The sequence below is a fragment of the Hydrogenophaga sp. genome, from assembly GCF_028698005.1.
Taxonomy (GTDB): domain Bacteria; phylum Pseudomonadota; class Gammaproteobacteria; order Burkholderiales; family Burkholderiaceae_C; genus Hydrogenophaga.
Map to the genome: position 1 here is coordinate 1 of NZ_JAQVEJ010000214.1, position 3,867 is coordinate 3,867.

Below are 3,867 nucleotides of genomic sequence, written 5' to 3' on the forward strand. Positions count from 1 at the left end.
TTAAATACAAGCCTTGGAGGATTCAGGTCACGCAGGCGGCGAAGTGCTTGACGATTTTCGCCAGTTGCATGGAGTGAGATCCTTTGATCAGTAGCAGGTCACCGTTACGCAGTTCTGAACGCAGCGCCTGAAGCATTGTGTCGATCGTGTCAACATGGGCGATGGCCTGTTGTGGTTGTATCTCGCCGATGCGTTGCGCGAGTTCTTTCATGTGTTCGCCAATGAGGAAGATCCGAGCGGGAGCAGCCGCTAGCACGGGGCCTGCCAGTTCGCGGTGCAGGCGGGGAGATTCGCTACCGAGTTCGAGCATGTCGCCCAGGGCCAGAATTTTGCGTGCCGGGGTGGATGCACTGGCAAAGGCCGCCAGCGCGGCTTTCATGGACAGCGGATTGGCGTTGTAGCTTTCGTCGACCAGTCTGAAGGCTTGCTCACCCGAGTGCGCGTCACGAACCTGGCCGCGGCCCGCGATGGCCTGGAATGTGTGCAGAGAGGCTGACTCCACCGAAAAATCGAATCCCAGAGCGTCGGCTGCTGCCAAACAGGCCAAGCTGTTGATCGCCATGTGCCGACCCCGGGCGCCCACGACGAAGTCGATCTCCTGTCCATTGGCGCGCCGGGCTTGTACCTTCCCAGTGCCGGGGTCATAGGCTTGCAGGAGGACATGCGCCCTGGGATGCTCCCCATAGGTCATGATGCGCAACCGTTGTGCCCGTGCCTGCTGGATCAGCAGGTTGGCGTGATCGCTGTCGGCGCAGATGAGTGCCCAGGAGCCTGCTTCCATGCCTCGGAAAATATGGGCCTTGCGCAGGGCGACGTCACGGGTGGTTTCTCCGGGCCGCAGATGTGCTGCCGCGATGTTCGTGATGATCGCCAGATCGGGTTTCACGAGCCGGATGTGCTGGAACCCCCGCGAATTGATGGCGCTGACGGCGACTTCCAGGAGAGTGAGTTCGCAATCAGGCGGAACACAGGCCAGCGTGGCCAGCATGCCCACGCGAGAGTTGTAGTTGTCGATGCTCGATGTAACGCGGTATTTGCGCTGGAAGGCATGGTGCAGCATGGCGCAGGTCGATGACTTGCCGGCGCTGCCAGTGACGGCGACGACCGGGCCGGAAAGACGCTGGCGCGCGACTGCGCCAAGCTCGATCATGGCTTGGATGGGGTCTTCGACCAACAACTGAGGCAGTGTCGGTGGCGCATCAGGTATAGGGCGGGCTACCAATGCACCGGCCAGTCGCTGAGCCAGGGTGGGCACGTCGCCGTGCGTGTCCCAGGTGGTGTTGGCCTTGGGCTGGCTGTACTGTTCGTGGAAAGCCAGGGTCTGGTAATCGCAGGCCACCAGCAATGCGGGGCTGGGCAGCAGGGACAGATGGGGTTTGTATCGCACGACGGATTGGACATGCCAATCTGTGGGTGGTTGCGTGAGCCAGCGCCCTCGGGTCGCTGCCAGTAATTCGTCGGCGGTCCAGGTGGCATGGCGCAGGCCGGGCAGCCGGGGCGGCAGCGCAGAGGCGTCGATAGGCTTGTAGGTGGGCTGCGCCGTTGGCCGCTGTGAGGTGGTTTCGGCCACCTGCGCCACAGTGTTTGTGGGTTGTATCGCAAACTTGATGGTCAACGGCAGCCGCACCCATGGATGCCGCTGGCCGGCTTTGACGACCCTGACGGCCAGGCCCAGGGTGGCGCTGCGCAGGCGGTTGTGCGGTGGCGGGCGCAGGCCGCAGTGGTCGCGGTAGATGATGCCGGCCCGCCAGCGCGACGTGGGCAGCATCCAGTCGCATGGATCGTGATCGGAGTCGGCGCCCCAGGCCAGCGTTGGTTCACCGTCGCCCTGCGCGATGGCCCGTACCTCGATGCGCCAGTCGTCCGCCACGGGCTCGTCCAGGGTCCAGAACGTCTCGACGTAGATCATGCCGCGGCGCTCCAGCGCGAGGGGTGCGGCGCGCGCGCCGAGCAGCTTTAGCGGACCCAACGTGCAAGGTTGATCCAGCGCGGTATCTGGCGGCAGCGATGTCACGGTCCAGTCCGCCTGGGGGACCGTATCGACCTCATGGCCGGATGGCTGCTGCCACTTCATCGCGGATGTGTCTGGGGCCAGGTTGAGGATCGCGGTGCCATCGCCTTGCGGCTCGAATACGGTGCCAAGGTGCTGGCTCTTGTCGATGAACCGCCTCACGGCGGCCTGGGCATCCTCGCCCGTTCGCGCCCGTGTGTGCCCGAAGCCTACGTGCAAAGGTGTGAAGCCGACCTTCTCGATACCTGCGGGGCCTACGTGCAGGGAGAACAGGCCACCGTCGTCGTCGCTGCGTGAGACGGCATCGAACAGCAGATCGCCCGCATCATGAATGATGGGGCGGCCCTTATAGATTTCCACGCCTTGCAGCACGTGCGCGGACGAGCCCAGCACGGCGTCGGCCCCCGCATCCACCAGGGCATACGCGATCGCGGCGGCTTGCGGTTCCGGCTCGGCGGCGAAGTTGCGACCAGCATGCACGGCGATCAGCACCACATCGGCGAACTGGCGCGCATGGGCCAGAAGAGGGGCGATGGCATCGGCCCAACGAGACGGATCGGCCGGCGGCAGGTAGGCCTGCCCCGGCGTGGCAGATCCCGCGGCGGTGAACCGCTGCGTCGCATCGATCGAGAAGATGGCCACCGCATAGGGGCCTGCGCGCCGGAAGATCGGCGCAAAGGCCTGTTTTTCATTCGCTCCCGAACCCACCGAGCCGATGCCCGCGGTCGCCAGCCAGCGTTCCTGGTCCATCAGGGCTTCTGGCCCGTAGTCTCCGCTGTGGTTGTTGGCGGTGGTCACCACGTCCACACCGGCGTCGCGCAGCACGCCGAGCATCTCGGGCCGGGCGCGGAAGTAGTACGGCGCGGCCTCGCCCTTGCGGACGCCCAGGCGCCCGATCCGCGAGACGACGCATTCCAGGTTCACGATGGCGAGATCGGCCTCGCGCAGCGCGGGGACATCGAGCACCGGTCCTTCGCTTTGCGCTGCACGGTAGTGCAGGCGCCGGCCAAGGTTCACGTCGCCGCCCCAGACGATGACCGCCTTGCTCCTTTCATGCATACGATGCCGTTCTCCGCTGGAAATGCCGTGTGTGTCACGGCATTGTGCCAGCGCCACAGGTTCGAGCCCCGGCAGGCTGAGGACGTGGTTTCTGGAGCGCTGGTGCGAGCGAACTCCAGCTATGCCGTAGTCGTCCACGGTCTGCCATCCTGGCGAGGATGCGGTACACCGTAGGCGTCCTGGTGGACGAGATGTCGGGCCAGGCGATCGGTGCGGGCCGTACCAGTGTGGCTCGCCAAGTCGGCTGTGCGGGACGGCATTCGTATGCCATGGGCCGATTTCGTATGGCTCCGGTTGGGGCCATGGTTTTCGGCTCGGATTGACTCATAATAATATAGCCCCCTAGCAGGCCGTTGAAAAAATGCTCATCGAACGCGCCAGGGTCGAGGATTTCGAAGAAGCGAGTCGCCCAGACGCGCCTACGAAACGAATGCGAGGGCCATTTCGGCCTGTTTGCAGGCCGCTTTGCCCGTTTCGGGCGCACGTATCCCATGGCTCACGCATGATGCGCGTCCCACCAGCCGCCCAGACTGCCCATGCGCACCAGGTTGTAGGTGGCAAAGCACAGCAGCGCCTGGCCCGCGAGCTTGGCCTGACCGATCAGCTTGGTCTTGGCCAGACCACCCACAGTCTTGATCCAGCCAAAGGCCTCCTCGATGCGCTTGCGCATCTTCAGACTGGCCTTGTAACCCTCGTGGCGCTTGATGCGGCCATCGACGGCCGAGTGCTTGTCCTTGGCCGCCACGTGCGGCGTGACTTTGAGCTTGCGGCAGCCCTTGACGAAGGCCTTGCTGTCG

2 protein-coding genes are annotated in these 3,867 nt (G+C 64.5%); both read right to left on the reverse strand.

What is annotated here, in order from left to right; translation table 11 throughout:
- Positions 1-22 precede the first annotated feature (22 nt).
- The gene (locus tag PHQ87_RS14880; protein ID WP_300236031.1) at positions 23-3,208 is read right to left on the reverse strand and encodes a CapA family protein; all 3,186 of its coding nucleotides are present in this window, start codon (positions 3,206-3,208) and stop codon (positions 23-25) included.
- A gap of 358 nt (positions 3,209-3,566) precedes the next feature.
- Positions 3,567-3,867, reverse strand: a 301-nt coding sequence (locus tag PHQ87_RS14885) for a transposase (RefSeq protein WP_300236034.1), incomplete at its 5' end; no start/stop codon positions are given.